This window comes from Flavimaribacter sediminis (assembly GCF_019492055.1).
Taxonomy (GTDB): Bacteria; Pseudomonadota; Alphaproteobacteria; order Rhizobiales; family Rhizobiaceae; genus Flavimaribacter; species Flavimaribacter sediminis.
This window is the reverse complement of sequence record NZ_JAICBX010000002.1, coordinates 567,131-590,798: the sequence shown is the minus strand read 5'-3', so window position 1 is coordinate 590,798 and position 23,668 is coordinate 567,131. Positions and strand designations below refer to the sequence as shown.

The window sequence follows — 23,668 nt, the reverse complement described above, 5'->3', positions numbered from 1 at the left end:
CTGCCCCGATTTTGTTTGGTCGCCGGGCTTTTCGGAGGCAAAATGCGTCAAAGAAACAGATAACGAAAATTTTGACGTTTACGGAAACGTCAATTATTTGTATAGAGCGGCCAACACGCACACCAGCAGGACATATGCGAGTATATCCATGCCAAGCTATCAAGCCCCCATCAAAGACACTCTCTTCATTCTCAAGGACGTGCTCGGCTACGAGCGCTACAACAATTTGCCCGGCTTCGCCGACGCTTCGCCAGACATTGTGGAAGCCATTCTGCAGGAAGGTTCGAAGCTCGCCGAAGAGGTGCTTCAGCCGCTGAACCAGGTTGGCGACCAGGAAGGCTGCGTTCGCCACGACGATGCGACCGTGACGACGCCGAAGGGTTTCAAGGAAGCTTACGACCAGTACCGCGAAGGCGGATGGATGGGTCTTGCGGCCGATCCTGAATATGGCGGCCAGGGATTGCCCATGCTGCTGCACTCAGCCGTCGGTGAATACTTCTCCTCCGCCAATATGGCGCTGATGATGTATCCGGGCCTGACGCTGGGCGCCGTCGCCGCCATTGACGAACATGGCGATGACGAACAGAAAGCCAAGTGGCTGCCGCGCATGATCGAGGGTGTGTGGACCGGCACCATGAACCTGACGGAACCGCATTGCGGCACCGACCTCGGCCTGCTTCGCTCCAAGGCGGTTCCCCAGGAAGACGGTTCCTACAAGATCTCCGGCCAGAAGATTTTCATCTCCGCCGGCGAACACGACATGTCTGAAAACATCGTCCACCTGGTGCTTGCCCGTATCGAGGGCGCGCCGGAAGGCGTCAAAGGCATTTCGCTGTTCATCGTGCCAAAATACAAGGTCGATGAGGACGGCAATGTCGGCGAGGCCAACGGCGTGTCCTGCGGCTCCATCGAGGAGAAGATGGGCATTCACGGCAACGCCACCTGCGTTCTCAACTACGACGACGCTGTGGGCTATCTCATCGGCGGCGAGAACAAGGGCCTGAAGGCCATGTTCGTGATGATGAACGAAGCCCGCCTCGGCGTCGCCATGCAAGGCCTCTGCCAGTCGGAGGTCGCCTATCAGAACGCAGCCGACTATGCGCGGGAGCGCATTCAGGGTCGCGCGTTGACCGGCGCCAAGGAGCCGGACAAGAAAGCCGATCCGATCATCGTGCATCCGGATGTCCGCCGCACGCTGCTGACCATCCGTTCCTTCAACGAGGCAAGCCGCGCGCTGGTCCTGTGGACGGCTCTCCAGGCCGATATCCGCCGCCGCTCCGAAATCGAATCCGACCGCGAAGCTGCCGAAGACATGCTTGGCCTGATGACGCCGGTGCTCAAGGGCGTGCTGACCGACCGTGGTTTCGACAATGCGGTCGCGGCCCAGCAGATGTATGGCGGCCACGGCTATATCGAGGAATGGGGCATGAGCCAGTTCGTGCGCGACGCCCGCATCGCCATGATTTACGAAGGCGCCAACGGCATTCAGGCGCTCGACCTGGTCGGCCGCAAGCTGCCGGCCAACAATGGCCGCGCAATCATGGCCTATTTCAAGGAAGTCGGCGATTTCTGCGAGGAAAACCGCGAGGACGAGGCGCTTTCCTTCTTCACCAAGCATCTGAAGAAGGGACTGAACGAACTGCAGGCTTCGACCATGTGGCTAATGCAGAACGCCATGACCAATCCCAACAATGCGGGCGCCGCCTCGACCGACTACATGCATCTCTTCGGCGTCGTGGCGCTTGGATACATGTGGGCGCAGATGGCGAAAATCGCGACGCAGAAGCTGGCCGAAGGCGCCGACGAGAAGGAGTTCTACGAGGACAAGCTCCTGCTCGCCCGCTTCTATATGGAGCGCATCATGCCGGAAACGCTGATGCGCCGGCAGCGTATCGAGGCCGGATCCGAGACGATGATGTCGATGGAGGCCGCCAGTTTCTGACGGCGGTCTTGCAACGGAATATCCGAACGACACATAGTGGTTGGAAAGCCGCGTTATAAGGCTTCATGGAGGAACCAGAATGAGTGAAGCGCCTGCCGGGATTCTCGGCGTTCCCGCTCCCGAATGGATGGACGACGAACTGGTCATGCTTCAGGACATGGCCACCCGCTTTCTCGAAAACGAGATCGCGCCGAATTACGAGCGCTACGAGAAGCAGGAAATCGTCGACAGGGAAGCCTGGGAAAAGGCCGGCGCAACGGGACTGCTCTGCGCCTCCATGCCGGAGGAGTATGGCGGTTCCGGCGGCACCTACGCCCACGAAGCGGTGATCGCCGAGGCGCTCGGCCATGTCGGCGTCGACGGTTTCGGCATCGCTCTGCATAATGCGATCGTCGCGCCCTACATCCTCCATCACGGATCGGAAGAGCAGAAAAAGAAGTGGCTGCCGAAGCTCGCTTCCGGCGAGATGATCGGCGCCATCGCGATGACGGAGCCGGGCGCCGGTTCCGACCTGCAGGGCGTCAAGACATCCGCACGCAAGGATGGCAACCACTATGTGATCAACGGATCGAAGACTTTCATCACCAACGGCCAGAACGCCAATCTGATCATCGTCGTTACCAAGACGGATCCAGCGGCCGGCGCCAAGGGAACGTCGCTGATGGTGGTCGAGACCGACGAGGTGGAAGGTTTCGAGCGCGGCCGCAACCTCGACAAGATCGGGCTCAAGGCGAACGACACGTCGGAGCTGTTCTTCAACGATGTGCGCATTCCGACCTCGAACCTGATTGGCGCGGAAGAAGGCCTGGGCTTCATCCAGCTTATGACCGAACTGCCGCAGGAACGCCTGCTGATCGCCAACCAGGGCATCGCCATGGCCGAGCGGGCGCTGGCGATCACCATCGACTACGTCAAGGAACGCAAGGCCTTCGGCAAGGCGGTTATCGAATTCCAGAACACCCAGTTCAAGCTGGCCGAACTGAAGTCGGAAGCGACGATGGCGCGCGTCTTCGTCAACCATTGCGTGGCCGAGCATCTGAAAGGTCAACTTACCCCGACGACCGCCTCCATGGCGAAGTATCTGATCACCGACCTTCAGTGCAGGATCATCGACGAGTGCCTGCAACTGCATGGCGGCTACGGATACATGAACGAATATCCGATCGCCCGGATGTACCGTGACGCCCGCGTCCAGCGCATCTACGGCGGAACCAACGAAATCATGAAACTGCTGATCGCACGCAGTCTTTAAGGGAGACCGATATGGCCGACGCCTATATTTACGATCATGTCCGCACGCCGCGCGGACGGGGAAAGAAGGACGGCAGCCTGCACGAGGTGCCTTCGGTGCGTCTCGGCGCGACCGTTCTGGAAGCCGTGCGCGACCGTAACGGCCTCGACACCAAGACAGTCGACGACGTGGTCTTCGGCTGCGTCGACGCGGTGATGGAAGCCGGCGGCGACATCGCGCGCGCATCCATCTTCGAGGCTGGCTACGAGACCGAGGCGCCTGGCATCCAGATCAACCGCTTCTGCGCATCCGGCCTTGACGCTGTCAACCTGAGCGCCGGCAAGATCGCGCAGGGCGCAGACGACGTCGTTATCGCCGGCGGCGTGGAATCGATGTCGCGCGTGGGCATCGGCATGGCCGGCGGCGCCTGGTTCATGGACCCGTCCGTCAACATGCCGGCCTATTTCATGCCGCAGGGCGTGTCGGCCGACCTGATCGCCACCAAGTACGGCTTCTCGCGCGACGACGTCGACGCCTATGCGGTGGAAAGCCAGAAACGCGCGGCCCATGCCTGGAAGAACGGCTACTTCAAGAAGTCGGTCGTGCCGGTCAACGACCAGAACGGTCTGACCATCCTCGACCACGACGAACACATGCGTCCGGAAACGGACATGCAGAGCCTGGCTTCTCTCAACGCCTCCTTCGCCATCATCGGAGAGATGGGCGGCTTCAACGCGGTGGCCGTGCAGGCGCATCCGGAAGTCGAAGCCGTCAACCACGTTCACCACGCCGGCAACTCTTCCGGCATCGTCGACGGCGCCGCGGCCGTGCTGATGGGATCGAAAAAGGGCGGAGAGGCCATGGGTCTGACGCCGCGCGCGAAGATCAGGGCCTTCACCAATATCGGCTCCGACCCGGCGCTGATGCTGACCGGCCCCGTGGACGTGACGAAGAAGCTGCTCGAGCGCAACAACATGACAGTCGACGACATCGACCTGTTCGAGCTCAACGAGGCCTTCGCCTCTGTGGTTCTGCGCTACATGCAGGCCTTTGACATTCCGCATGACAAGATGAACGTCAATGGCGGCGCGATTGCCATGGGCCACCCGCTGGGCGCCACCGGCGCGATGATCCTCGGCACGGTTCTCGACGAACTGGAGCGTCGCGACCTCAACACCGCCCTCGTCACGCTGTGCATCGGCGCTGGCATGGGCACGGCCACCATCATCGAACGGGTCTGAGGGAGACGGACATGACAACCTACACGAACTTCACCGTCGAAACCGACAGCGACGGCATCGCTCTCGTCACCTGGGACATGCCTGACAAGTCCATGAACGTCTTCACCCAGGAGGTGATGGACGAACTGGAAGCAATTCTGGACTCCGTGACCGCTGACGACGCGGTCAAGGGCGCGGTCGTCACCTCCGGCAAGTCGACCTTCTCGGGCGGCGCGGACCTGACCATGATCAACGGCATGTTCGACCTGATCCGCCAGGAAAAGGCCACGAACCCGCAAGGCGCGGCGAAGATGATCTTCGACCAGGTGGGCCGCATGAGCTGGCTTTACCGGAAGCTCGAAACCAGCGGCAAGCCGTGGGTCTCCGCCATCAACGGCGTATGCATGGGCGGCGCGTTTGAACTGTCGCTCGCCTGCCACGGTCGCGTGGCCGCGGACAGCGACGCCGTGAAGATGGCGCTGCCGGAAGTCAAGGTCGGCCTGTTCCCGGGCGCTGGCGGAACACAGCGCGTGCCGCGGCTCACCAATCAGCAGGAAGCGCTGATGATGATGACCACCGGTCAGAACCTCAGCCCGAAGAAGGCGAAGTCAATGGGCCTGATCCACGAGATCGCCCCGCCGGACGAGCTCATCGCCGCGGCCAAGAAAATGATCCTCGACGGCCTGAAGCCGGTTCAGCCCTGGGATGAAAAGGGCTTCAAGCTGCCGGGCGGCGCGATCTGGAGCCCGCAGGGCGCCCAGCTCTGGCCGGCGGCTTCGGCAACGCTGCGCAAGCAGAGCTACGGTAATTATCCGGCCGCTTACGCGATCCTGAAATGCGTCTTCGAAGGTCTTCAGGTGCCTTTCGACACCGGGCTCAGGATCGAACAGCGCTACTTCACGGAAATCCTGCAGACTCCGGAAGCCTTCGCCATGGTGCGCTCGCTGTTCGTATCGCTGCAGGAACTCGGCAAGGGCGCGCGCCGTCCGGCAGGCGTCGAGAAGACCAGCTTCTCAAAGGTCGGCGTCGTCGGCGCGGGCTTCATGGGCGCAGGCATCGCCTATGTGACGGCGAAGGCCGGCATTCCCGTGGTCCTTATCGACCGCGACCAGGAGGCCGCCGACAAGGGCAAGGCCCATTCTGAAGGGCTGGTCGCCGCCGCCGTCAAGAAAGGCCGGATGAAGCAGGAGGACGCAGACAAGCTTCTTTCGCTGATTACGCCGACCACCGACTATGCGGCGCTTGACGGCGCGGAGCTCGTTGTCGAGGCCGTGTTCGAGGACCAGGGCATCAAGAAGGCGGTGACGGAAGCAGCCGAAGCCGAGCTGAAGGAAGGCGCAATTTTCGCTTCCAACACCTCGACGCTGCCGATCACGGGTCTTGCGAAGAACTCCAGGCGTCCGAATGATTTCGTCGGCATTCACTTCTTCTCGCCCGTCGACCGGATGATGCTGGTCGAAATCATTCTCGGCGAGGAGACCGGCGACAAGGCGCTGGCCGTCGCGCTCGACTATGCGCGGGCGATCAAGAAGACGCCGATCGTCGTCAACGACACGCGCGGCTTCTACGTCAATCGCTGCGTCATGCGCTACATGGGCGAGGCCTACAGCATGGTCGTCGAAGGCATTCCGCCGGCGATGATCGAGAATGTGGCCAAAATGGCCGGCATGCCGGTCGGACCGCTGGCGCTGAACGACGAGGTGGCGATCGACCTGTCGCAGAAGATCAACCGCGCAACGATCGCCGATCTTGGCGAGGGCGCCGTCGATCCCCGTCATGTCGAGCTGATCGACACGATGGTCGATGAGCACGGTCGTCATGGCCGCAAGAACGGCAAGGGCTTCTATGACTATCCCGAAAAGCCGGCGAAGAAGCATCTGTGGCCGGGCCTGAAGGATCTCTATCCCCAGCAGGCCGCCGACGACATCTCGGTCCAGGAACTCAAGAACCGGTTCCTCGCGACAATCGCGCTGGAAGCCGCCCGCACCATGGAGGAAGGCATCGTCACCGATCCGCGCGAGGCCGATATCGGCTCGATCCTCGGCTTCGGTTTCGCGCCCTACACGGGCGGGGCGATCTCCTATATCGACTCGATGGGCGTGGCTGAATTCGTCGCCATGTGTGAAGGCCTGGCGGTCGAGCACGGCAGCCATTTCGAGCCGACGCCGCTGCTCAAGGAGATGGCCCCGAAGGGCGAGACCTTCTACGGCCGCTTCGGCGAGAAGACGCAGATGGCCGCCTGAAGAAACAGGCCAAATCATTTATCGCTTACGGGCCTGCGGGCCCGTTTTTCTTTTGCGGCATGCTTGTCAGCCGTCGCGCAGGTGATACATCTCCTTTCACATGTTAAGGGAGGGAGACCATGCCGGTAATTGACTATTATTTCGTCGGCATTTCGCCGTATGTCTATCTCGGACACAGGGCGCTCGTTGATATGGCGGAACGCCGTGGCGCGACGGTCAACTACAAGCCGGTAAGACTGAAGCGGCTCTGGGCGAAGTCCGGCTCCACGCCGCTTGCGGAACGGCCGCCGGTGCGCCGTCGCTACCGGTTTCTCGAATTGCAGCGCCACGCCGAAGCCCGCGGGCTGCCGCTCAACCTGCAGCCGAAGCATTTTCCCGTGGACGCCTCGCTGGCGGAACTTTCAGTCATCGCGATCGCCGAGCAGGGCGATGATCCGGCGGATTTCATGGAGCGGGTGTTTTCCGGCGTGTGGGCCGAGGACGCCGACGTCTCCGACCGCGACACGGTGGCCGGCTATCTGACTGCGACGGGTTTCGACGCAGAGGCGATCCTGGCGCAGGCCGGGTCGGACAAAGCCTTGGCGCTGCGTGACCGATACAGCCGTGAGGCGGTGGAGGCGGACGCCATCGGCGTGCCGGCCTATGTGCTCAATGGCGAAGTGTTCTGGGGGCAGGATCGGATTGACCTGTTGGAAAGCGCGATTGTCACCGGACGGGAGCCTTACGGACAGCCGTGAAATTTTCTAAGTGATTGAATTATAATAATAAATAGAAATTTGGCTTTGTTTCGGGATTTGGCCGATTTTCAAATGCCCCGATCTGGCTTTGTTTGGGGAATCTGCGCTTTCGGCCAATCCGGGTTTGTTTCGGTAAACCTGGGTTCGTTTCGGGAATCTGATGTTTTCACCTTGGAAGCATAAATCGACTGGACCGAAACACCAGCGATTATAGGCATGGACGACCGTCGTTCAATTGCGAGATATCGCATTGACGGACGCCCCGCCCGAAGCCCGCAAAAGCTACACCGCCTGTTTGGGCTGGTTCGCCATCTCCGGGAACAATTTGGCGAGGCCGGCGCGACTGGCGCTGCAGACGCCGCGTTCGGTCACCAGCCCGGTGACGAGCCGTGACGGCGTGACGTCGAAGGCGAAATTCGAGACCGGCGTCGTTTTCGGACAGATCAGCACCTTCGTATCCTTGCCTTCATTATCTACGCCTGCGATCCAGGAAACCTCCTCGCCGTTGCGTTCCTCGATCGGGATTTCCTTCAGTCCGTCATGGATCGTCCAGTCGACAGTGGAGGAGGGCAGGGTCACGTAGAAGGGCACGCCATTGTCGCGGGCGGCGAGCGCCTTGAGATAGGTGCCGATCTTGTTGCAAACGTCGCCGCTCGCCGTGGTGCGATCGCTGCCGACGAAGCACAGATCGACCTTGCCGTGCTGCATCAGGTGGCCTCCGGCGTTGTCGACGACGAGCGTATGCGGCACGCCGTGCCGGCCGAGTTCCCAGGAGGTCAGCGAGGCGCCCTGATTGCGCGGACGCGTCTCGTCGACCCAGACATGGATCGGGATACCGAGTTCATGCGCCTGATAGATGGGCGAGGTGGCGGTGCCCCAGTCGACGGTGGCGAGCCAACCGGCGTTGCAGTGGGTGAGCACGTTGATGGTCTCGCCGTCAGGTTTGCGCGCGGCGATCGCCTTGATCAGCCCCAGCCCGTGCGCGCCGATGGAATGATTTGTCTCGACGTCGCTGTCGCAGATCTCGGCGGCAAGCGTCCAGGCGGCGTCGGCGCGGCTACCCACGTCGATCGGCCTGATGTTGCGGATGACTTCGTCGAGCGCCCATTTCAAGTTGATCGCCGTCGGCCGGGTCGCGTGGAGAATGCGGTAGGCCTCGTCCATTGCGGCGTCGGAAGCGTCCTTGCGCAGCGCGATCGCCATGCCGTAGGCGGCCGTTGCGCCAATCAGCGGCGCGCCGCGCACCCACATGTCGCTGATGGCGACCGCAGCGTCGTCCAGCGTTTTCAGCGGACGCGTTACAAAGGCGTGCGGAAGCCGCGTCTGGTCGATGATTCCGACGGTGAGGCCGTCATCTTCCGCCCAGATCGAGCGGTAGGAGGTTCCATCGATTTTCATGCGCTTGCTCCAGTGCTTTCAATGCGCTTGGCCAGTTCGCAGAGCTGCTTCATGCCGGTGAATTTGGCACGGTCCACGAGCAGTTCCCGGCCCATGGCCAGCGCCTTTGCCTCGCAGGATGCGCGCCGGTCCGGATCCTCGATCGACTGCATGTCCTCGACATGGGCGAGACCGACCAGGCGACGGATCATCTTCGCGCCGGCGAAGCCGATCGTGTCTTCCTGCAATTGCTTCAGGAAGCTGTTGAGCGCTTCCTCGGCTCCGATGGCGTCTCCCTGATCTTCAAAGATCGAGCGAGGATAGAGGACGCCGGTGCGTTCATTCACCCACAATTCGCGGAAACGCTCTTCGAACACGTCCCAGGTTTCGATGATCGTTTCAAGAATCCACGCGCGATACTCGTTGCGAGCGCCAGGCTCCGGCTCGTGCCCGGCCTGGGAGAAATAGGACAGGAAGTAGTTGGCGATCAGCGCGCCGACATCGAAGCCCATTGGCCCGTAAAAGGCGAATTCCGGGTCGATCACCCGCGTGTCGTCCGCGTTCACCATCACCGATCCGGAATGCAGGTCGCCGTGAACCAGCGCTTCCGTATGCGTGACGAAGCGCTGCTTCATCTGAGAGGCCGCGATCTTCAGGTCGCGGTCGCTGCGCAGGCCGAGCGCCAGTTTGTCAAGTTGCGGCGTCGTCCAGCTGTTGAGCTCCGCATCGTGATAGGGATCGGTGAAAACGAGGCTTTCAGTGATGTCGCACAGTTCGACATTGTCGCTGAACAGCGCCACGTCCTTCTTCTTCTCGCCCGCATCCATATGCAGGTCGGAGGTGCGGAACAGGGTCTCCGCCATAAACAGCCCAAGGTCACGGGCGATCTTCGGGTAGATTGTACCGGCGATCAGCCCCTTGCGCAGAATGATGTGGTGGGAGAGGTACTCCATCGCCACCAGCGCATGCGCGTCGTCGTAAAGGAAGATTTCCGGCACCCGCGCCGTCACGCTGCAGGCTTTTGCCTGCCGCACCAGCGCATTGTATTCGAAGAAGGAACGCTTCAGCGGCAACGGCCAGGATTCGCCGACGAGGCGCACATAGGGCAGGGCCTGTTTGATGATGACCGTATCGTCCGGTCCCTCGACGATGAAGACCAGGTTGAGATTGCCATCGCCTACCTCTGTGGCCTTCAATTGCGACGCATCGCCGCCGAGCCTGTTCATCAATTCCGGTTTGTCGGCGATATAGTCCGCAATCGTGTCGACGGAAAAGGCCGTATAGCCAGCCGGTGTCTCAATCGTCATTGCCTCTCCCCGCGAAATCTGGCCTTCAGTCTCTCCGCACGCGACCGGTCTTCGCACTGCTCTATTGTTCGACATTCAGGTTAAGGCGTCAATTTGAATAATGTCAAGGTATATTGACATTTGACAATTTACTTGCAACGATCCATGTCCCGGGGGAGAGGAGACATGGCGGAAACGTCGCAAAATCAGGCGTCGAAGAACAATGTGCTGGACCTAAAGGATGTTGAAAAATCCTTTGGGTCAAACCGCGTTTTGCAGGGCGTCAATCTCTCCATATCGGCTGGCGAAGTGGTCGTGCTGATGGGCGCGAACGGCGCCGGCAAATCGACCCTCGTCAAGATCATCGCCGGCGTTCACAACGCCGATTCCGGCTCGCTGACCCTTGACGGCGAACCCTTTCTTCCCGCCACGCCTGCCGACGCCCTGCGCGCCGGCGTGTGCATTGTGCACCAGGCGATCAACGATTGTGTGGCGCCTGACCTGTCGGTCGCACAGAACCTGCTTCTCGATAGGCTGTGCAACGGCGAAACGGGCTTTTTCTTCGGACGCGGCCGCGCTGCGCGCGAAGCCGGAAAAATCGCCGGCGCGCTAGACCTGGAACTCGACATGAACAAACCGGTGCGCGAACTCGACCTCGCCGACCGGCAGCTTGTCGGCATCTCGCGGGCGCTCGCCCAGAACCCCAAGCTTCTGATCCTCGACGAGCCGACCTCGTCGCTGTCTCAGCGCGAGGCGGAGCGGCTGTTCGGCATTATCGACCGGTTGCGACAGAGCGGCGTCGCGATCCTCTATATATCGCACCGCATGTCGGACATTCGTCGCCTGGCCGATCGCATCATCGCCTTGCGCGACGGCAGGATCACCGGCGTATTCGAAAAACCCCTGAATTACGAGGCCGCCGTCAACGCGATGCTCGGCCATGGAATGGAGGTGTCGAAGAAGATCGCGGTCACCCGCGGCGCAAAGATCTTCGAGGCGCGTGACGTTGTCCTGAAAACCGGATGCGATCCGTTTTCGTTTTCCCTTTCCGGCGGAGAGATCGTGGCGATCACCGGGCTTGTAGGAACCGGCAAGAGCGAGCTCGCGGAATGTATGTTCGGGCTGCGCCAGCCGCAGGCCGGATCGTTCCTGCTTGACGGGAAACCCTATCAGCCGCTGAACAATCGAGACGCCGTGCGACAGGGCGTTTTCATGGCGGCCAAGGACCGGGCGAATTCCTCGATGATTCCCGGCTTCGACATTTCGCAGAACCTGACGTTGCCCTTCCTGCCCGATTTCACCGCCCTCGGCACGGTGCTGCGACGGAAAGAACGCAACAAGGCGAAAGAGATGATCGACTGGCTGGGCGTTGTCTGCCAGTCGGAACAGGATATGCTGAGTTCGCTTTCCGGCGGCAACCAGCAGAAGGTCGTTATCGGCCGCTGGCTTTCCAGGGCCTGCCGTCTTCTCGTGCTGGACGAGCCTTTTCAGGGCGTCGACATCCGCGCACGTGGCGATATCGGCAACAAGCTTCGCGAGACCGCAGGCGATCGGGCCACGTTGTTGATGACGGCGGAGCTCGACGAGGCGCTGGAAGTTTCCGACCGCATCCTTGTCATGAGCAATCACACCATCGTCGGCGAACACCGCACCGACAGCGTCGACATGGATCTGCTTCTGTCGCAGATTTCCGGCGCTGTCGTCTCACCGAACGCTGCAGCCGGACACTTCCGAAAGGACGGAATACAGTAACCATGCGTAATTTTGCGATCCGCTACGGATTTCTGCTGTTGCTTTTGGCGATTATCGTCTTTTTCACGATCATGGAGCCCGCCTTCATGTCGCTGCGCTCGATGGTGTTCGTCTTCCAGTCGGTGTCCATCACCGCGATCCTGGCGCTCGGCGTCACCGCGACGCTGGTTGTCGGCGGCTTCGATCTGTCGATCGGGTCCGTCGCCGCCTCCTCGATGATGGCGGCGTCCTACGCCATGGTCATCTGGGGCGCCGGTTCGGTCGAGGCGGTGGCGCTGTGCCTGGCGCTTGGCCTCGCTGTCGGTTTCTTCAACGGCGTCCTCGTCGTCTACGCCCGCGTTCCGGATCTGCTGGCGACGCTTGGCACGATGTTCCTGCTGCTCGGACTTCAACTCATTCCCACTGCGGGGCGCTCGATCGCCAAGGGCATGATGCTGCCGGACGGATCGACCGCCGAAGGCGCATTCGATCCGGGATTCCTGTTTCTCGGCCGTCACCGCCTCTACGATATTCTGCCGGTTTCCGTGTTGATCATGCTGGTGCTGGCGCTCGTCATCTGGTTCTTCCTCGAATTCACGCGCTGGGGCCGCGTCATGTATGCGATCGGCAGCAACGAGCTTGCCAGCCGCCTTGCTGGAGCCCCTGTCAATCGCTACAAGATAGCCGCCTACATGATTTCCGGTTTTTCCGCCTCTATCGGCGGGATCCTGCTGGCGGCTCGCGTCGGGCGCGGCGACGTCAGCTCCGGAAACAACCTGCTGCTGGATGCGGTCGCCGCGGCGCTGATCGGCTTCGCCGTTCTGGGCGCCGCGAAGCCAAATGCATTTGGCACCCTCGTCGGCGCGATCTTCGTCGGTGTTCTACTGCAGGGCATGACGATGATGAATGCGCCGTACTATACGCAGGATTTCGTCAAGGGAGCGGTGCTCGTCATCGCACTGGTATTCACTTTCAGCCTGACAAAGGCTGCACGCAACTGACGCGGACGAGCGTCAGAAAGACAACCGGGGCCGAAGGCGCCGGACAACAACGGAGGAGATTGGAATGCTGAATAATCTGACCAGACGCATGGCCGTCAAGCTCGGCGTCGCCGCGCTGGCCGCCGGCGCAACCATCACCGGCGCCCTGGCGCAGGACAAACCCGCGCCGTTCGACGATCCGGGCGATGTGAAGATCGCGCTGGTGCGCTACCTGTCCACCGGCGACTTCTTCCAGGCGTATCTTTCCGGCGTCGAACGCCAGGCCGAAGCCCTTGGCGTCGACCTGCGCGTCTTCGATTCCCGTCAGGACGCAGCCCTGCAGGCCGACATGGTCGACCAGGCGATTGCCCTTGGCGTCGACGGCATCGTGGTTCAGCACGGTCTGACGGAATCGATGACGGAAGCCGTGCAGCGCGCTGTCGACGCCGGCATCAAGGTCGTCGCCTTCGATGTCAACGTTGAAAACGACGCCGTCCCGCAGGTCGAGCAGAGCGACCAGCTCCTTGCGCAGCTCGCCCTCGAACAGGCGATCAAGGACAACGGCGAAAGCTTCACCGCCGGCTATGTCTATGTGCCGGGCATCGCGCCGCTCGATCGCCGCGATGAAAAGTGGCGCGAATTCAAGGACAAGTACTCCGGCATCAACGAGGTCGCCCAGTTCGGCACGCTCGACAATCCGATCGCCAATTCGGTCGCCAACCAGGCGTCCGCCGTCCTGCGCGCCAACCCGACGATCAACGTGATGTTCGCTCCCTATGACGAGTTCGCCAAGGGCGTGAAGATCGCTGTCGACGAGGCCGGCCTCAACAACGACATCAAGATCTACAGCGCCGACGTGTCTTCGGCCGATATTCAGGCCATGCGTGAAGACGACAGCGCCTGGGTCGCGACCGCCGCCACCAACCCGGCCGTTGTCGGCGAAGTGTCCGTGCGGGCGCTCGCCATGCTGCTTGCCGGCGAGGATCCGGGCCAAAGCGTCATCGTGCCGCCGACCCTGATCACCCGCGACATGCTGATGGATCTCGACATCCAGAACATGGAACAGCTTTCGGCCAAGCTGCCGCAATTCGCCCATGCCGATGTGGCGGTTCCGGCCTGGATGCCGCTTCCCGAGCGTTGATCGCGCGGGCATTTGAAAACCTCCCGGGGGCGGCCATTGGCCGCCCCTTCTCATTGACAGGCAAAGCTCTGCGACTCTATCGGTAGGTTCGGAGCAAGGCTGAAGGGACAGTGGGATGAGGCTTGTCAAGAATCCCGATAGGATGATGGCTCACCCGCGCAGACGCGCGGGTACTGGATTCCAAATCAGGTCCGGAATGAGGGAAGTTATTTGAACCTGCTCCCGCCCCCCTTCAATGCGGGCTTGACCTGCAATCCGGCAGCGCGGCGTCTGCGGCGCGCATGGACCGGCAGCATCTCCGCGTTCCTGTTTTTGCTGTTGGCCTTCGCCATGCTCTCTCCGGCGGCGGCGCAGCAGGTCACAGCGCCTTCCTATTGGGACCCGAACGAGCGCATCGGCGTTCCGGACCTGTCGGCGCGCGGGCGGATCCTCTTTGTCACCACGGCCGATTTTCCGCCCTTCAATTTCCTCGACCAGCAGAACCGGCTTGCAGGCTTTCACGTTGAACTGGTGCGTGCGATCTGCGAGGAACTGAAGGTGCTCGACCGTTGCCAGATCCAGCTCCTGCCTTGGGAAGAACTGGAAGCGGCGATTGCCGACGGCAAGGCCGACGCCATTGTCGCCGGCGTCGCCATTACGGCGGAAGCTCGCGAAAAATACGACTTCACCCGGCCTTTCCTGAAGCTGCCGGCCCGGTTCGCCCGCAACGAAGCGGTGGCCATCGACGGCGATGACGCCGCCGCCCTTGCGGGCCACAGGGTGGGCGTCATCGCCGGAACCGCCCATGAAGCAATGCTGCGCGCCTTCTTCCCGGAGGTCCAGCCGGTGATTTTCGACAAGCAGGAATGGATGTATGACGGTCTGAAGAAGGGCGACGTTGACGCCGTCTTCGCTGATGGCGTGCAGCTTTCCTTCTGGCTCGGAAGCCAGGACGCCGATGGCTGTTGCGCCTTTTTCGACGGACCCTATCTGTCGCGGAGCTATCTTGGCGAAGGCCTGGCGATCGCCGTCAATCCGAAGGATCCCGAACTCGTCCAGGCGCTCGACCACGCGCTGTTGGCCATGACGCGCAACGGCCGGATGACCGAGATCTACCGGCGCGCCTTCCCCTACGGCCTCTACTGAGAACCTGTCTGGAGAATCAATGCTCGATTGTGCGGAAGCGGGCGCGCGCGCCGCGCTCGATGGCGGCGCAGGTCAGCTTGTCGAGGCTGAGGCGATCGCGCAGGATCTGCAACAGCCGCAGTTCCTCCTGCTCGACATGCAGGTCGGCGGCGGCCACTTCAACCGCCAGCGCATAGGCCGTGTCGTAGAGATGGTGCGGCAGGGCGTCGTGGACGATCAGCATCACCGTATCGAGACCGTCGTCCTCGCTCAGGATCGCGCCGCAATCGCGCGAGATGCGCACCAGCCGCTCCTCGTCGAAATCATCGAAGATCGGCAGCGTCCGCGTGATGTTGCCGATCTGGGCAAGTTCGCGGTCGGTCATGGTGGAATCCACGGCTGACATGGTGACCATGATGTAGATGAGGGCATCCTGGGTGGTGATCGGTGCGGACATAAGGATCTCTTGCAGCAGAATCGATTGGTTGCCGCTAACCTATGTATCGCGGTGTCCGAGTGCAAGCGCCTTTGAGGCGCTTCCAAATTCCGCGCCTCTCATTGACCTTGCGAAGCATCGGGACTAGGGTCCGCGCGCCCGGCCGGAGCCCCGAGATTGCGGCCAACCGGGCGATGTTCATTGAAATAACCGGAAAGCAGAAAGATGAGTGAAAACCGTCTCACCGAGATCGATCTTAACGAAGATATGATTGCGGCAGCGGCTGAATCCAAAGCCTGGCCGTTCGAGGAGGCGCGCAAACTCGTCAAACGCTACGAGAAATCCGGCTACCCGGAGCGGATCCTGTTCGAGACCGGATACGGCCCGTCGGGATTGCCGCATATCGGCACATTTGGCGAGGTGGCGCGCACCTCCATGGTGCGCCACGCCTTTCGCGTGCTGACGCGCGACGCCGCGCCGACGAAGATCCTGTGTTTTTCCGACGACATGGACGGCCTGCGCAAGGTGCCGGACAATGTGCCGAACCGCGAGATGATGGAAACCTGGCTCGGCAAGCCGCTGAGCCGTGTCCCCGATCCCTTCTCCGACGACGGCGTATCCTTTGGCGCCGCGAACAACGCGCGGCTGCGCGCCTTTCTCGACCGCTTCGGCTTCGATTACGAATTCGCGTCCGCGACCGACTACTATACGTCGGGCCGTTTCGACGAGGCGCTCATGCGCATGCTCGCCGTCTATGACGAGGTGATGGCGATCATCCTGCCGACGCTTGGCGAAGAGCGCCGCGCCACCTATTCGCCCTTCCTGCCGATCTGTCCGCGGACTGGCGTCGTGCTGCAAGTGCCGATGATCGCGCGCAATCCGGAAGCCGGCACGGTGACCTATGTCGATCCGGAGACCGGCGAAGAGGTCGAGACCGCCGTCACCGGCGGCAAGGTGAAGTGCCAGTGGAAGGCCGACTGGGCGCTGCGCTGGTTTGCGCTCGGTGTCGACTACGAGATGGCCGGCAAGGACCTGATCGACAGCGTGACGCTGTCCTCCAAGGTCTGTCGTGCGCTTGGCGGTCCGCCGCCGGAGGGCTTCAACTACGAACTCTTCCTCGACGAGAACGGCCAGAAGATCTCGAAGTCCAAGGGCAACGGCCTTACCATCGACGACTGGCTGACCTACGCCTCCGAGGAGAGCCTTGCGCTCTACATGTTCCAGAAGCCGAAGACGGCGAAGAAGCTCTATTTCGATGTCATCCCGAAGGCTGTGGACGAGTATTTCACCTTCCTTTCCGCCTATGGGCGGCAGGACTGGAGAACGCGTCTCAACAATCCGGTCTGGCACATGCATGACGGCAATCCGCCTGCGATCGACAATCCGGTGCCGTTCGCGATGCTGCTGAACCTTGTCAGTGCGTCGAATGCTGAAAACAGCGATGTGCTGTGGGGTTATATCACCCGCTACGCGCCGGGCGTGACGGCTGAAAACCACCCGCAGCTCGCCCAACTGGTCGGCTACGCGATCCGCTACTTCCACGATTTCGTCAAGCCGACCAAGGTCTTCAGGCCTGCCGACGATGTCGAACAGGCAGCCTTGCGCGGCATCGATGAAAAACTGGCGGGTCTTGCCTCCGATGCCGACGGACAGGTCATCCAGAACGCTATCCTCGACGTGGCGCGCGCCATCGAGCGTTATCAGGATGCGTCGAAAAAGGGGCCGGACGGCGGCGTCGGCGTATCGGGAAGCTTCTTCCAGATGCTGTACCAGGTGCTGCTCGGCCAGGAGCGCGGACCGCGCTTCGGCTCCTTCGTGGCGCTCTACGGTATCGACGAGACCCGCGCGCTTGTTCAAAAAGCCTTGGCCGGAGAACTCGCGGCTGCGTGACGACAGCATCCGGCAAGGTGACAGCCGGCCTTGCCTGTCGCTATACGCCGGCTATGGATATGCGCAGGAGATCGAGGTTTACGTTCATTCCTGCCCGACCCGTCGGAGATTTGGCGCGGCCGGTCAACGTTGCCGTGACGATCAGGGTATCTCCGGCATTTGCCTCGCCAACTCCGCTCTCGGAAAACAACGGACGAAGCCGGAAGGTCTGCCCGACCATTCCGATCCATGTATTGACGACCCGACCGATCTGACGGCGTCTGCGCCAGTTTTTGTTCTGGGTGACATTGAACGTGTGGATGTCGATATCGAGTTCTACATCCGCATTGCAAAAGAAACCCCAGGCAGTCACGAAATCGCTCACAAGACGGAAATCGAAAGTGGGCGATAGTGCAGGGTTGTCCTTGCGTGCGGTGAAGGTCTGACCAAGCGAGCAGCGCGCCCATTCCCAGTCCGTCAGCCCGCCGGTTTCGAAGCGCAACCGCATCCGTCCGGAACCGCGATCCGCGAAAGACATCCCTGTGCCCTGGTCTTTTTGCTCCTCGGCTTCGGCGGAATAGGCAGGACGTTTGACGTAACTGACTCCGGCCGGAAGCGGCAAGGTCATGACGCCCCAGTCTCGCAAATGTTCCAGGGTGACCGGCTCCATCTGGTTTTGCAGGTCCAGGGTCTCCGACATGCGGTTGTGAATCTCCATCAGGGAATCCGTGTGCGGTCCTTCCGGATGGGATCCTTCCTGTCGCGCACGATGTTCCATCTCTTCGGCCAGGCGGCTTTCGGCCTCGAAAGCTGCGCCATACAGCTCGTTCGTTTCGGCCATGTCGGCGTCAATCGTGGATTGTATCCAGTTGGCTGCAGCGTCAGTGTCGAAAGGATCAGTATCATTCAATACTATACTTATTGCCATTTCACCCTCCTGATTACGAATAATAGAAATAGAAGTTAGTCAGATTATTATAGAAAGTAAACCTTAGATTGTAATTGTATTATATATTCAAATATTATCTATATTCTATTGTAATAGATATGATTGTGACTGATATTCAATATCAAGGGCCGCTGGTATTACGATGGATGAGCGACTGTCTCGAGACTCCTCGAGACGGCCGAGCACCGGTAATTCGGCGATCAAGGTACGGGCGGTGACGTCCATGTCAGCATCAAGGTCGGAGAGTTCCTTTCGCAATGCCTCCAGCAGCCGTACGTTACTCTTCGCAGTGCGTCTTGAAGCACGCTTCTGTCGAAGGCGTTCGGCAACCATTATGACCATTCCTTGCAAAAACGGGCTCGCTGACAGGCCCAGGCGACTGTTCGGGTTCAACGACCGGTCGGTGGGGAGCCGGACTCATCCACGGGCTTGAAAACCCTCGGGTGGGTCCAGTCTCCCAACAATCTCCGCAATCCGCGCAATACAAGATGTCGTTCGAAGCAAGTTGCAAGGGAGAGGAGATATCGCCAAAACCGCTGAGCGCGGGCCTCTACCCTGCTGGTTGTGTTTGCGCAGGATGCGATTCGGGCTCCGGCGGGACCTCGATTCCGATTTTCCGAAAGCCGTCGGCGATATGACGCTGATCGGCGCGGGGGATGCTTCGGTTGGAAAGTTCGGCCCACAGGTTCGGGATGAACCGTGGTGACTGTTGCATCAGTTCGTCCGCGGCTTCCCGCGCCTTTTTCTCCTCGCCGGTCTGCGCGTAGATGACAGCGGCGACACCGTGATAGACGGGCGCCTGGCGTGCATCCGATTTGGCGATGGCCGACCGCGCGCACGCGTAGTCTTCCTGCATGTAGCAGATGATTGCGAGCACACCCAGATAGAAGCCGGACCTGTCGGGATCGAGAGCCAGTGCTTTTTCGATCAGCTTTCGTCCGCGGGCCTTTTCGCCGGAGAGGCCGAATACCTGTCCGGTCTGGCCCAGCAGGTCGCTGTCGTTCGGGTTGAGCTCGAGAGCCCGTTCGGCGTATTCACGGGCCTCGGCCGGCTTTCGGGAGAAAAGCGCAATTGTGGCAAGCGCCTGGAAGGCGCGGCCGTTTCCGGTATCGATGGCGACGGCCCTCTGGGCGGCATCGTAGGCGCGCTCTACGGCATTCGGACGCTGATTGTATCCGAAACGCAGTTCGTCGATACGGAGATGCGCGAGCAGGGCCCACGCCGTCGCATAGTTCGGAAAGCGATCGACGGTCCGTTCAAGGCATTCGCGGACGTCAAGGTGGGCCTGCGGCGACGGATTGCTGCGATAGAGGTAGTAGCTGAGACTGCAAAGATAGGCGTCCAGATTGTCCGGCGGCCTCTCCAGACGGTTGATGGCCTCCGCGTTCAGCACCACGCCGCGTGGTTGCGCCACGGCCGCGGCAACCGCATCGGCAGTGGAGGCCGGGATTTCGAAGAGATTGCCGGCGGTAAGACCCGTGTCGTAATTGGCCGACCAGAGGACCGCCTGGGTTTCGGCATCGATCAGGCGGGCGCCGACCCGGACCGACGATCCGGCCGTTCGGGCGCTGCCTTCCAGCACATAGTCGACCCCGAGTTTCGAACGGAGTTTGTCCATGTCGAGGCCGTCTGCGGCGCGCGATGTCTGGCCGCCGAAGACCGATATCTCCTTGAAGTGGGCGAGAGCGCCGATCAGTTCGTCGGTAATGGCCGCGGCATAAAGGACGGACGTGTCGCTGTCTCCGAGATCGGCAAAGGGCAGGACGAGGATCTTCGGCCCGAATACGTCGTCGGACGTTGTCCGCGAAGGTGCGAACACATAGACCAGAGCCGTCGCGATCAGCAGCAGAACGGCGGCAGCCATGCCCCCGATGACGTACCGGGAAGAAAACCCGGCGAAATTCCCGTTCGCGACGGGCGGGTCGGCAGGCGCATTGTCATGCCCGAAGGAGAAGGTCGGAACGTATCCGCCTTTCGGAATGCCGATGACGACGGGATCGTTGCTGCCGGACGTCAGGTAATAGCGCTCGAGGGCGCGGCGAAGACGCGCAGCCTCGATCCGCACGGCGGGATCGTTTCTTGCGTCGAATGTTTCGTCGCGCCCGAACACATCGACAGCCACGGTAAAGGCTTTGATACGGTCCGCACGTCCCTCGAGGGTCTCCTCGACGATGTATCTGAGAAAACCGGCGGCGCGTTCCGTGCCGGTGAAATCCGCGCTGCCGACGATTCGCTCGACCGCATCACGAATTTCAGTCGCCTCTGGATGGCTCTTCTTCTGCATCACACAGTTGTCCCGGCGTTAAAAACCTGCATGGCAGCCACTTACGGTAACGATACGCAATAACGGATGATCATGCGTAGATTCCACGTAGAATCTGTCTTGTCACTTCCTGATTGTTCTTTGTCTTGCATAACATGATCGCGCCGGAACAGGCGAACGGTTCGGGATGGTGTTCATGGAAAAGACCGTGACGGCTGTCGTTCAGCGTTTTCCGCATCTGAAGGACGAGATTTTAAGACTGGTGAAGCTCAGCGAGACGTTTCAGGAGGTGTGTCAGGATTACCTGGATGCGGCTGAAGCGTTCGACTGGTGGAGCAAGGCGTCTGACGCTGCCGCCCGCGATGTTCGCAGAGCCGAATACAGGATCCTGGTTGATGATCTCGCCCGTGAAATACAGCAGATGCTCAATGCGCAACGACCCGATTCCTCCGTTTGACCGATCCGGAGATGTTTCCTGACCAGACAAACCCTAGAGGAGGTTTCCATGTCTGCAATCGGTACCGCGGTGTTTCGCGGGTTACGCAACCTGACAATGTCTGCCGCCGTCGCGACCGCAGTTGCCATCAGTCCGGCGTCGGCCCTTACCCAGGACGATGCAAATGCCATCGCCACCGAGGCCTATCTGTATCTCTATTCGCTCATGACGATGGAAATCACCCGCGAGCAACTGACCAATGTGGAAGCCGGCTCAGCCTCCTATGGAGGTCCGCCGAACTGGTTCAACAATGTCAGGACCTATCCGACGGCGGAAGACAAGACAGTGGTCCGCCCGAACTTCGACACGCTGTATTCGAGTGCGTGGCTGGATCTGACGGATGAGCCGGTCGTCATCTCCGTTCCCGCGACGGACGGGCGCTACTACCTTTTGCCGATGCTCGACATGTGGACCAACGTCTTTGCCTCTCCCGGCTGGCGCACGACGGGCACCGAAGCCCAGACCCTGTTGATCGCCCCACCGGGCTGGCGGCCTGATCTTCGCGACAGGCTCGCAGAAGAGTTAAAATTGCCCGAGGGCACGCAGCGCATCGATGCGCCGACCCCGCATGTTTGGGTCCTGGGACGCATCAAGACCGACGGTCCGGACGACTACCCCGCCGTCAACAAGATCCAGGACGGCCTCAAGATCAGTCCGCTGTCGAAGTACGGACAGGATCTGGAGGCGCCGAAAGTCACCGTCAATCCGGACATCGACATGAAGACCCCGACCAAGATCCAGGTGGACACCATGACCGGCGACGCGTTCTTCACACGGGCGGCCGAATTGCTGAAGACCTATCCGCCCCATGATACGGACCAGCCGATCCTTGCCCGCATGGAAAGGCTGGGGATCGAACGCGGAAAGAGCTTCGACGCGTCCGGCGCCGATCCTGTCGTGAAGAAGGCGATCGAGCGCGCGCCGAAAGCCGCGCAGGAACTGATGGCCTGGAAGTTGCCGAGACTTGCGTCGGTCGTAAATTACTGGTCGATGAATACCGACACGATGGGCGTCTACGGCAACTACTACCTGAAGCGCGCCATCGTCACGCAGGTGGGCCTCGGTGCGAACCAGCCACAGGATGCGATCTATCCGCTGAATATCGCCGACAGCGAGGGCAAGCCGCTCGAGGGAAGCAACAACTATGTTCTGCACTTTGAAAAGCCGGAGCTTCCGCCAGCAAACGGTTTCTGGTCGATCACCCTTTATGACAATCAGGGCTATCAGGTGGCGAACAGCCTGAACCGGTTCGCCGTCTCGAGCTGGATGCCGTTCGAGTACAATACCGACGGCTCGCTCGACCTGTACTTCCAGCACCAGAGCCCCGGCAAGGACAAGGAAGCCAACTGGCTGCCCGCTCCTGAAGGCGCCTTCAACCTTACCATGCGGCTTTATGCGCCGAAGTCGGAGGCGCTCACAGGCAAATGGAACCCGCCCGCGGTTCGCAAGGTCGACGCGCTGCCGCGCATCACCGGAGAGTAATCGACACGACATGTCCGGCCGGCGGGTGCTTTGCCCCGCCGGCTCATTCAGGAGGCATTGGCCGGAGAACCCGCCGCGGCGTGAGCCGCGGATTTTTTCATTTCCCAGATCACCACGCCGGGCAGGCCGACCCAAGCGGCATGATTGGCCTCGGGCAACTGTTCGGCGGCGGGCGTCATCGCGGCTTCGGGCGTCAGGCGCGGTTCGAAACAGGCGGTAATGCTCAAGCCGGCGGCCAGGCCGGCTGCGCTGTATTCCGACAACAGGTGCGGATGGATGCGCATGAACCCGGCGTCGTCATCGATGGTCCGGAATTGCGCCTGCCAGCCGAGCATGATCGGAAACGGATGGACGTCGCTGATGACGAGCCGTCCTCCCGGCCGGAGCACCCGCGCAAACTCCCGCATGGCGCCGTCGATTTCTTCAAGGTGGACCAGCGCCAAGGCGCACACCGCCGCGTCGACGGATTCGTCCTCCAGCGGCAAGGCCGTCAGTTCGCCCTCGCGAAACTCGGCCCCGGGTACTTTCGGCCGCGCCCTGGCGAGCATCTCTGCAGACGCATCGACGCCGATGACGCTGTGTCCGCCACGCGCAAGCACTTCGCTGTATCGTCCTGTGCCGCAGGCCGCGTCGAGCACGGTCGAGGGCGGCAGTCGGCCGATGAGATCATGCATGACGGGCTCTTCGATCGGAAAGAGGCGCAAGGGTCGGTCGTAGGTCTGCGACCAGAGCGCATAGCCTTCCGACCGATCGTATTCGGGGCCTGCAAGCGGAGCTGTCAGGTCCGGTTTCTCATCGTAGTCTGCGAGCAGGGACCGGATCTCGTCGATGCGCGCGCGGCGGGCGCCGGCGTCGTCCGTGAAAGCGAGCCGAAGCAGGGCCAGGCCCTCGGTGCCAAGCAGGATTTCTCCAAGGCTCGGGCGGTTCGTCATCGCGGTTTGCTCCTCACATCGTGTATCCGGGCTTTTTGTAGAGCTTCTCGGGCTCGCCCATGATCTCGGGCAAATAGACGGTCTCGCGCCACTGCTCCCTGTCGATCTCCTCGAACGAGACCGACACTGACGCCTCGCTGCTTTCGAGCGTCCGCATCAACGCCTGAGTGATCTCCTCGGCGAGTTCCTGCTTCTGCGCCTCGGATTTTCCGGGCCAGAGTTTGACAAGCACATGCGGCATTTCAGGTC

19 protein-coding genes are annotated in these 23,668 nt (G+C 61.2%); 12 read left to right on the top strand and 7 right to left on the bottom strand.

Annotation, left to right across the window (positions count from 1 at the left end):
• The first annotated feature begins 148 nt into the window (after window positions 1–148).
• The 5 genes from K1W69_RS10975 (at window position 149) to K1W69_RS10955 (ending at window position 7,373) form a co-directional block, all read left to right on the top strand.
• A complete protein-coding gene (locus tag K1W69_RS10975; protein ID WP_220228400.1) occupies window positions 149–1,942 on the top strand; it encodes an acyl-CoA dehydrogenase C-terminal domain-containing protein in 1,794 nt (597 codons plus the stop codon).
• A 79-nt stretch (window positions 1,943–2,021) separates the two neighbouring features.
• Window positions 2,022–3,194 carry an acyl-CoA dehydrogenase family protein gene (locus K1W69_RS10970; protein WP_220228399.1) on the top strand — a complete coding sequence of 391 codons (1,173 nt, stop codon included), beginning with the start codon at window positions 2,022–2,024 and terminating at the stop codon, window positions 3,192–3,194.
• Between the two features lie 11 nt (window positions 3,195–3,205).
• Window positions 3,206–4,414 carry an acetyl-CoA C-acetyltransferase gene (locus tag K1W69_RS10965; protein WP_220228398.1) on the top strand — a complete coding sequence of 403 codons (1,209 nt, stop codon included), beginning with the start codon at window positions 3,206–3,208 and terminating at the stop codon, window positions 4,412–4,414.
• An 11-nt stretch (window positions 4,415–4,425) separates the two neighbouring features.
• Window positions 4,426–6,636, top strand: a complete 2,211-nt coding sequence (locus K1W69_RS10960; protein ID WP_220228397.1) for an FAD-dependent oxidoreductase — start codon at window positions 4,426–4,428, stop codon at window positions 6,634–6,636.
• 119 nt (window positions 6,637–6,755) lie between these two features.
• Complete coding sequence (locus tag K1W69_RS10955) at window positions 6,756–7,373, top strand: 2-hydroxychromene-2-carboxylate isomerase (RefSeq protein WP_220228396.1); 618 nt, start codon at window positions 6,756–6,758, stop codon at window positions 7,371–7,373.
• 282 nt (window positions 7,374–7,655) lie between these two features.
• Here the strand turns inward: K1W69_RS10955 and mtnA are convergent, their stop codons facing one another.
• Both mtnA and mtnK read right to left on the bottom strand, forming a co-directional pair.
• A complete protein-coding gene (gene mtnA / locus K1W69_RS10950) occupies window positions 7,656–8,771 on the bottom strand; it encodes an S-methyl-5-thioribose-1-phosphate isomerase (RefSeq protein WP_220228395.1) in 1,116 nt (371 codons plus the stop codon).
• Window positions 8,768–10,057 carry an S-methyl-5-thioribose kinase gene (gene mtnK, locus K1W69_RS10945; RefSeq protein ID WP_220228394.1) on the bottom strand — a complete coding sequence of 430 codons (1,290 nt, stop codon included), beginning with the start codon at window positions 10,055–10,057 and terminating at the stop codon, window positions 8,768–8,770. The genes mtnA and mtnK overlap by 4 nt, the downstream gene beginning before the upstream one ends.
• Window positions 10,058–10,222: 165 nt before the next feature.
• Between mtnK and K1W69_RS10940 the strand changes: the two genes are divergently transcribed.
• The 4 genes from K1W69_RS10940 to K1W69_RS10925 all read left to right on the top strand — a co-directional run bounded on the left by K1W69_RS10940 (window position 10,223) and on the right by K1W69_RS10925 (window position 15,013).
• Window positions 10,223–11,788, top strand: a complete 1,566-nt coding sequence (locus K1W69_RS10940) for a sugar ABC transporter ATP-binding protein (RefSeq protein ID WP_220228393.1) — start codon at window positions 10,223–10,225, stop codon at window positions 11,786–11,788.
• Between the two features lie 2 nt (window positions 11,789–11,790).
• Window positions 11,791–12,768, top strand: coding sequence for an ABC transporter permease (locus tag K1W69_RS10935; RefSeq protein WP_220228392.1), 978 nt, complete (start codon window positions 11,791–11,793; stop codon window positions 12,766–12,768).
• A gap of 88 nt (window positions 12,769–12,856) precedes the next feature.
• Window positions 12,857–13,888, top strand: a complete 1,032-nt coding sequence (locus tag K1W69_RS10930) for a substrate-binding domain-containing protein (protein ID WP_258571081.1) — start codon at window positions 12,857–12,859, stop codon at window positions 13,886–13,888.
• 210 nt (window positions 13,889–14,098) lie between these two features.
• Window positions 14,099–15,013: a transporter substrate-binding domain-containing protein gene (locus K1W69_RS10925; protein WP_258570989.1), complete on the top strand. Its 915-nt coding sequence runs from the start codon at window positions 14,099–14,101 to the stop codon at window positions 15,011–15,013.
• 16 nt (window positions 15,014–15,029) lie between these two features.
• On the opposite strand, the gene K1W69_RS10920 is transcribed toward K1W69_RS10925, so the two are convergent.
• On the bottom strand, window positions 15,030–15,449 hold the full coding sequence (locus K1W69_RS10920) for a tellurite resistance TerB family protein (RefSeq protein WP_220228390.1): 420 nt from the start codon (window positions 15,447–15,449) through the stop codon (window positions 15,030–15,032).
• A 204-nt stretch (window positions 15,450–15,653) separates the two neighbouring features.
• Here K1W69_RS10920 and K1W69_RS10915 point away from each other — a divergent pair, with 204 nt between their 5' ends.
• Window positions 15,654–17,318 carry a lysine--tRNA ligase gene (locus K1W69_RS10915; protein ID WP_220228389.1) on the top strand — a complete coding sequence of 555 codons (1,665 nt, stop codon included), beginning with the start codon at window positions 15,654–15,656 and terminating at the stop codon, window positions 17,316–17,318.
• A 40-nt stretch (window positions 17,319–17,358) separates the two neighbouring features.
• Here K1W69_RS10915 and K1W69_RS10910 read toward each other — a convergent pair whose 3' ends face one another.
• Both K1W69_RS10910 and K1W69_RS10905 read right to left on the bottom strand, forming a co-directional pair.
• Window positions 17,359–18,225 carry a hypothetical protein gene (locus K1W69_RS10910; RefSeq protein WP_220228388.1) on the bottom strand — a complete coding sequence of 289 codons (867 nt, stop codon included), beginning with the start codon at window positions 18,223–18,225 and terminating at the stop codon, window positions 17,359–17,361.
• 571 nt (window positions 18,226–18,796) lie between these two features.
• A complete protein-coding gene (locus K1W69_RS10905; RefSeq protein WP_220228387.1) occupies window positions 18,797–20,530 on the bottom strand; it encodes an adenylate cyclase in 1,734 nt (577 codons plus the stop codon).
• 175 nt (window positions 20,531–20,705) lie between these two features.
• Between K1W69_RS10905 and K1W69_RS10900 the strand changes: the two genes are divergently transcribed.
• Together K1W69_RS10900 and K1W69_RS10895 are read left to right on the top strand one after the other, a co-directional pair.
• Window positions 20,706–20,966 (top strand): hypothetical protein, encoded by a 261-nt coding sequence (locus K1W69_RS10900; RefSeq protein ID WP_220228386.1) that lies wholly within the window; start codon window positions 20,706–20,708, stop codon window positions 20,964–20,966.
• 48 nt (window positions 20,967–21,014) lie between these two features.
• The gene (locus K1W69_RS10895; protein ID WP_220228385.1) at window positions 21,015–22,487 is read left to right on the top strand and encodes a DUF1254 domain-containing protein; all 1,473 of its coding nucleotides are present in this window, start codon (window positions 21,015–21,017) and stop codon (window positions 22,485–22,487) included.
• 47 nt (window positions 22,488–22,534) lie between these two features.
• Here the strand turns inward: K1W69_RS10895 and K1W69_RS10890 are convergent, their stop codons facing one another.
• Together K1W69_RS10890 and K1W69_RS10885 are read right to left on the bottom strand one after the other, a co-directional pair.
• Entirely contained in the window at window positions 22,535–23,419 is an 885-nt protein-coding gene (locus K1W69_RS10890) for a class I SAM-dependent methyltransferase (protein ID WP_220228384.1), read from the bottom strand.
• Between the two features lie 13 nt (window positions 23,420–23,432).
• Entirely contained in the window at window positions 23,433–23,660 is a 228-nt protein-coding gene (locus K1W69_RS10885) for a tautomerase family protein (RefSeq protein ID WP_220228383.1), read from the bottom strand.
• Window positions 23,661–23,668 lie beyond the last annotated feature (8 nt).